This window comes from Clostridium psychrophilum, from assembly GCF_018861705.1.
Classification (GTDB): Bacteria; Bacillota; Clostridia; order Clostridiales; family Clostridiaceae; genus Clostridium_AD; species Clostridium_AD psychrophilum.
In genome coordinates, this window is sequence record NZ_JAHLEC010000024.1 from 37,094 (window position 1) to 43,793 (window position 6,700).

Annotated in this window: 7 protein-coding genes; 3 read left to right on the top strand and 4 right to left on the bottom strand. The window is 29.6% G+C overall.

Going from position 1 to position 6,700, the window contains the following annotated elements:
- Positions 1-25: 25 nt before the first annotated feature.
- The gene (locus tag KPL38_RS07540) at positions 26-1,390 is read right to left on the bottom strand and encodes a fibronectin type III domain-containing protein (RefSeq protein ID WP_216288535.1); all 1,365 of its coding nucleotides are present in this window, start codon (positions 1,388-1,390) and stop codon (positions 26-28) included.
- Positions 1,391-1,857: 467 nt separating this feature from the next.
- Between KPL38_RS07540 and KPL38_RS07545 the strand changes: the two genes are divergently transcribed.
- Positions 1,858-2,382, top strand: coding sequence for a hypothetical protein (locus KPL38_RS07545; protein ID WP_216288536.1), 525 nt, complete (start codon positions 1,858-1,860; stop codon positions 2,380-2,382).
- A gap of 168 nt (positions 2,383-2,550) precedes the next feature.
- Here KPL38_RS07545 and KPL38_RS07550 read toward each other — a convergent pair whose 3' ends face one another.
- Positions 2,551-2,697 (bottom strand): hypothetical protein, encoded by a 147-nt coding sequence (locus KPL38_RS07550; protein WP_216288537.1) that lies wholly within the window; start codon positions 2,695-2,697, stop codon positions 2,551-2,553.
- Positions 2,698-3,063: 366 nt separating this feature from the next.
- On the opposite strand from KPL38_RS07550, the gene KPL38_RS07555 reads away from it, so the two are divergent.
- Both KPL38_RS07555 and KPL38_RS07560 read left to right on the top strand, forming a co-directional pair.
- Entirely contained in the window at positions 3,064-4,053 is a 990-nt protein-coding gene (locus KPL38_RS07555) for a VgrG-related protein (RefSeq protein WP_216288538.1), read from the top strand.
- Positions 4,054-4,156: 103 nt separating this feature from the next.
- Complete coding sequence (locus tag KPL38_RS07560) at positions 4,157-4,912, top strand: YdcF family protein (RefSeq protein WP_216288539.1); 756 nt, start codon at positions 4,157-4,159, stop codon at positions 4,910-4,912.
- A gap of 122 nt (positions 4,913-5,034) precedes the next feature.
- Here the strand turns inward: KPL38_RS07560 and KPL38_RS07565 are convergent, their stop codons facing one another.
- Positions 5,035-5,700: a hypothetical protein gene (locus KPL38_RS07565; RefSeq protein WP_216288540.1), complete on the bottom strand. Its 666-nt coding sequence runs from the start codon at positions 5,698-5,700 to the stop codon at positions 5,035-5,037.
- A gap of 59 nt (positions 5,701-5,759) precedes the next feature.
- Complete coding sequence (locus KPL38_RS07570) at positions 5,760-6,353, bottom strand: hypothetical protein (RefSeq protein ID WP_216288541.1); 594 nt, start codon at positions 6,351-6,353, stop codon at positions 5,760-5,762.
- Between the last annotated feature and the right edge of the window lie 347 nt (positions 6,354-6,700).

The following is a 6,700-nucleotide window of genomic DNA, read 5'->3' on the forward strand; positions in this document are numbered from 1 at the left end:
TAGTCTAAATTAATTTAATTTTATACTAAGCCTTTGCATGTACTACTGTACTCCAATTGCTATATACTCTTATTTTTCCAACATTTCGATATGCTCGAACTTTGTAATAATAAATGCGATTTGTTGTAAGTCCTGTATTGTAATAACTTTGTGCAGTACTTCTTAATGTTAAAGCGTAAAATCCATTGCTTGTCGTTGCTCTGTAAAGTTCATAGCCACTTGCTCCAGTTACGCTACTCCAACGAGTATAAATCTGATTATATCCCAATAATGCCGCATGTATTTCTCTTGGTTTGGAAAGTATCGACTTTAAATTTATAGTATTTGAAAAATTACTGTACACCTTAGTATACCCAGCTATTCTATATGCGCGAACTTTATAGTAATAAGTATTGTTTGTTGTAAGTCCTGTGTTGTAATAACTTTTAGCAGTGCTTCTTAATATTAAAGCATATGAACCCCTACTTGATGTTGCTCTATAAAGCTCATACCCACTTGCTCCAGCTACACTGCTAAAGCGGATATAATTTGTGTTATATCCTAGTGATGCTGCATGAATTTCTGCTGGTGCTGTCGGTATATGCATAAATAATCCAAAAGCCTCTGTAGCAGAAGTTACACCCATGTTTCGTACATGAACAGATGTACCTTGGCTATCCGCAACATATGCTAACGTATAATTTCCAGGAGTAACCCATCCCATGAATACAAAAGTATGAGTTGGATTATACCCTTCGCTACCATGAGTTGTAAAGCAAATACTACCTGCCGTAAGCTCTTTAATATTATAAGAGGTCACCCACCCATGTGAACGTAGATAACTTAAATACAGTCCTGTATTAGCTACTGATTTTGGAACCGGCACACCTATGCTTCTCATTGCTTCACTAGAAAAATAAACACAAATATTGTGAGGATCCCCACAATGTAATGCAACAGCTCTGTTTATTACACTACTAATATTGGTTGAAGATTTTAAGTACATTGATAATTTCGCACCAATTACTGTTTGATTAGGCCCCGCTGCTGCGACTCTAGCTAACTCTGCTTTAGCCGCTGTTGCATTCATTGTTCTATAATTTCCCGCTATCTTCGCCTGCTTAGACATAGCTGGCCTCTCAATAGCTATTCTATCAATTTCTTCTTGTTTAGCTTTATCTGCGACAATTTGTGCCAATTTTGTAGCTTCAGTCTGTTTAGCTTTTTCGGCAACTGCTGAATTTAAAGTATTGTGAGAACTTACTGTGGATATCACTGTTTTTTGACTTGCAGCATAAACATTATTTTTGACTGGTTCTTGCCCCTTACTTAAAACTATTCCAATACTAGTGCTTAAGAATGTTACCACTGCTAATGTTGTTGTCATTAATACTCTCTTTCTGCATTTCACTATAATCTTCCCCCAAATTTATTAGTGTTGCTAATGTTTTCCCCTCTACGCACTAATTATATATTTTATTTGTATTATTTAATAAGACATAACTGTAATGATTATATGCTAATAAATGTTTTCATTATGATAACATTAAAAAATAAAAATCAAAAAATATTTAGTTACTGACTTATTAATGCACCAAAATTATACATTCGGCAATTGCCTTGTATAGTCCTTTAATATATTTCTATAAAAGTAAATATTTTCAACTTGCAATAAAAAATAGGTTTTAATAATAAATTTAAAATAGATCTGCTAAAAGGAATTACTTGACATAAATATATACGAATTATATAATAAATAATGTAAAATATGTTTGGGACTAAAAAACAAGTCAAAATATAAACATACAAAAGAATTTATGCAAATCTTGGTCATCGTTAATTCAAACTTTGCATAATATTAATATGGAGGCAAATAACATGAGTGAACAAGCTATACAACAATATGGGAAATCTTCTTTTTCCACTAAACTTTTTTTTAATCATAAAGTAAATAAAGCAATTAAAGATTGTAATACCATTGAAACATATTTGTTTAAGAATAATCATTTAAATAAACATGATGACAAATTAAATCTAATAATCTCTGATGGATGTAGCAATGAGGTAGACAGCAGTTACTTCTTATGCAAGGGATATACTGAGAATGGAAGCATAACTCCTATAAGAAAATATACTGCTATAAATGGAGAAGTAACAAAACACATCGATGCAATTAATCGTGACATAATTATTGTACACTTATATGAAAAAAGCGTATACTTACATAACTATACTAAAAGCAATAAATATATATCAGGATATTTGATAGACGAAGAATCAAAATCTAGTAAAAACAAGAGTTTAATTTTTACCAATAAAAAGATTAAAATAAATACAAAAAATATAAATAAATTTGATACTATTAGCGTTGTTGATGATTTCGTGGATAAGTTTATATTGTAAACGTTATTCAAACATTCGGACTAATTAGTCATGTCTAAAACGACATGCAAGTCATGTCTAAAACGACATGCAAGTCATGTCTAAAACGACATGCAAGTCATGTCTAAAACGACATGCTAGTCATGTCTAAAACGACATACTAGTATGTCAAACCCATATACAAGTTACCTAGCTTAGACCTTCAAGGTATATTGATACATCTACTAACTTCTTTATAGATGGCTCTAAATACGAAAAACAATCATAAATATCTGTTATGCCATCATTCTTGATGGCTATATTTCTGTGTAGTGATATTCTATTATAAGCATCCATTAGAACACCTCTCTATATTTAAACAACAAATCATAAAAGTCTATATTTTATATTTAGTTTATCCTAATAATAGTCTAAAAAATATAACCTTCTTAATTCAATAATCATATTTCATCTGCAAATCACCCTTATTAATGAATTCTCCATACATTTCTTATATAAGCTCATTATTTTAACTATTTGTCCCAATTTTATTGTTTTAAATTTTAATTAAATATTAATTTATTTGATTAATTTCTATAATTTAGCTTTAATTTTGTTAAAATTGTTGTTATTTCTCTATATTTATGTATAATTGTACACATAAGTCCCATTTTAGCTTTTTAAATTGAAGCTTAATATACAAAACTTATTGGAGGATACAACATGAAGAGTTTACTTAAAATTACTGCTTTAACAACACTATTTTACATATTTATTTCTGGTTTTTCACAGACCTTTGCTAAAGATTTATATAAGTCTAACAATTTAAATTTTGGTTTAGGACTCGCCATTGGTCAATCTATAAACATAAGATCAACTCCAGATATGAAAAGTGATGATAATAAAATAGGTATTCTAATGAAATCGGATCACTTTTATATTGTTGATGATCTTGGAGAATGGTATAAAATTAAGTACAATGATAATGGTATTCTAAAAGATGGCTATGTATATGCATTATTTACTATGCCAATTAGGGATGATAAAACTGATAGTTACCTAGGATTTATTTCTTCTAAGTATGAGTCTACTGTATATACTGGGAATATATTAACAAGCTTTCGTGACCCTGGTACACTATCTAACAACACTTTTGATGCAGGTGGTAAATCTTATGGATTATACCACCTCTCATCTAATAGAGGCACCCTAGATGTATTTTTAAAGTATTTGGGAACAAAATCTGATGGAAAATATTTTTATGATAAACTTATTAAGGCTAAAGCCTCCGACAACAATAAATACAGCACTAATTTTGACAAGACATGGCAGAGTTTAGCCACCAATAACCGGAGTAAGTTTTTTAAAATACAACACAAATTTGTTAAAACAAAGTATTATGACGTTGCAGCATTGATGTTGAAAAACAAATATAATTTTGATATAAGTACTAAAAGTCTCGCTCTAAAAGAAGCACTTTGGTCCACTGCTGTGCAATATGGAATAAAAGGAAATGGGACTACAAAAGGTGCAGTAGATATATTCACAGAGGCTGGACTTAACAAAAAAGAAAAAGAATTGATTACAAAGATATATGATTTAAAAATTGAGCATGCTGAAAGTAAAAATAATAATTTTCTTAAAAATCGTGCTTTATCTGAAAAAGATGATGTGATAGATATGTATAATAGTTATAAGGGAATCGTCAAATAAGACGGTTTCTTTTTTTATGTCTATATTTTTTACAACTTCTATTGAGACTTTATACATATATAGTATAATTAAACCAATAACGTAAAATGAAAGGATGAAATTAATGTTATATTTAATTAAAACTATTGCTAATCTAATTTTGCCACCAGGTTGCTTAATTATTGCTTTGTTTATATATATTGTGTTGTATTACAAAAAAAATAAAAAGTTACCTAAACTTATTGTTGCTATATTAATTCCCTTTTATATAATATCAATACCACTTACCTCAAACTTATTAATGCATTCACTCGAATACAAATATCAACAACCTAGTAAAGTGAATGGTGATGTCATCATTGTATTAGGTGGTGGTGCTACTTTAACTTCTCCCGATTTAAGTGGAAACGGTAATCTTTACAATTCCGCAGGCAATCGTTTGCTTACAGCTGCCCGAATACATATGAAAACTGGATTGCCTATACTTTTTACAGGTGGTCAGGTTTTTAAAACTAGCGGAAATGAAGCTGAAATTGCAAAACGTCAGTTGTTAGATTTAGGACTAAACAAAAATTCTATAATTATGGAAAATAAGAGTTTGAATACTACCCAAAATGCTAAATTTACCTCAGTTTTATTAAAAAAATATAACTATACCAAACCAATACTTCTAACCTCTGCTTTTCATATGCCACGAGCAGTAGTTAATTTTAATAATTCTGAAATAAAGAATCTTCAAATCTATCCCACTGATTACACTACAAATAAAACATTATCTATAAATTTTAATTCTTTCGTGCCATCATATTCAAGTTTAAGTTATTCCTGCGAAGCATTTCATGAATACTTAGGTATAATTCAATTAATAATAAAGAAATAATAAAGATATTACCAGATTAAGATACGACTCTCTCCTTAACTCAAAACAGCCGGATCATCCACTATAGAAAATCCGTCTGGCTTGCTTCTATAATCTATTAGTTATCCTTAATAAATTAAAAACTATTTTCTTAATTGCTGTATTCCAGTAACTATACTTTTACTATCCATTTTGAATGTAGATTTAGCTTCATCTGAAGTAAAATATACATTTCCATCAACTTTGGCATCTATTAATTTAAAGTTCTTTGCTGAAACATAAAGGTCACCTTTTAATGTTCCATGCTCTATACAAGCTTCAGGACTAATAATAGTTAATTTTGGCACAGTCAAAGTAAATTTGTTTGTTATCTTCTTGTCTGCATCTTGACTAAATAGATCTATCTTACGTTGTATAATATCTTTACCATTAGCATCTTTTTTACCATTTTTATATTCACCATCGACAACAAGTTTTTTATTTATATTTAAATTTTTTGTTATTGTAATTATCCATGTTCCCTTGCTACTTATAGCCTTTTCAAAAGCAGCTGGGGTACTTACTATTGATACTGTGTTTCCTACATTTGCGCTTATTTTTTCTGGCATTAATTCCTGTTTTCCAGTCACTTTACTTTTAGCATCCATTTTGAATGTAGATTTAGCTTCATTCGTAGTAAAATATACATTGCCCATAACTGTGGTATCTATCAACTTAAAGTTATTTGATGACACATAAATGTCACCTTTAATAATTCCATGTTCTATACTAGTGTTAGAACTTTTAATAGTTAATTTTGGAGCAGTCAAAGTGAATCTAGAAGTTATATTCATCTCTTTGTCTTGACTATATAAATCTATTTTACGTTCTATAATGTTTTTATCATTTTTATATCACCATCGACCACAAGATCCTTATCAGTAGTTAGGTTCTTTGTTAATGCAATAGCTGATGTACCTTTGCTACTTATAGCCTTTTCAAAAGCAACTACAGTACTTACCATTGGATTTGTTGCTAACTCCTGTTTCCCAGTTACTTTACTTTTAGCATCCATTTTGAATGTAGATTTAGCTTCATTAGTAGTAAAATATACATTTCCTTCAACTATTGTATCTACTAATTTAAAGTTATTTGCTGAAACATAAAGGTCTCCTTTAAAAGTTCCATATTCTATACTTGTTTGGGGACTATTAATGATTAATTTTGGAACAGTCAAAGTAAATTTAGAAGTTTTATTCTTAGCTTTGTCTAGACTAAATAGAGTTATCTTACGTTGCACAACATTTTTGTCATTTTTATATACACCATCAACTGCAAGATCTTTGTTGATAGTTAAATTTTTTGTAACTGCAATAATCCATGTTCCTTTGCTACTTATAGATTTTTCAAAAGCAGTTTCTTCGACTTTATTTACCGTGTTTGGAACTGTATTCACCACATTTGGAGTGGTTTTCGGCGGCATTGTTGCTTGTTTTGCGCACCCCACAGATAATACATAGTACTCTCGGAAACTCTCAAGCCATTGCTAATTCTAGGTTCATTTTTATGCATATATCAACTTCACCCCAGAATTTCTTCGAGCTTTCTATCTTGAGGATAGCATAGGTAATCTAAGCTATCCTTAGTATTATTGATTTATTTAAATTAAATAGTATGTAATAAGACTTGACAGTAGTAAAAATTTCGCAAAATGAATTATGTATATTATTACCATTTTTCATTTATAAGGAGTGATTTTTATGTTAACTGTTAAGGCTTCACATACTCAATATCAAAATTTTGTTGAAACATTTTTAGAAGAATTCTTTA

Coding starts and splice junctions, on each gene's coding strand:
- KPL38_RS07555 (WP_216288538.1), top strand. CDS start 3,064: ATGAAGAGTTTACTTAAAATTACTGCTTTAACAACACTATTTTACATA.
- KPL38_RS07550 (WP_216288537.1), bottom strand. CDS start 2,697: ATGGATGCTTATAATAGAATATCACTACACAGAAATATAGCCATCAAG.
- KPL38_RS07545 (WP_216288536.1), top strand. CDS start 1,858: ATGAGTGAACAAGCTATACAACAATATGGGAAATCTTCTTTTTCCACT.
- KPL38_RS07560 (WP_216288539.1), top strand. CDS start 4,157: ATGTTATATTTAATTAAAACTATTGCTAATCTAATTTTGCCACCAGGT.
- KPL38_RS07570 (WP_216288541.1), bottom strand. CDS start 6,353: ATGCCGCCGAAAACCACTCCAAATGTGGTGAATACAGTTCCAAACACG.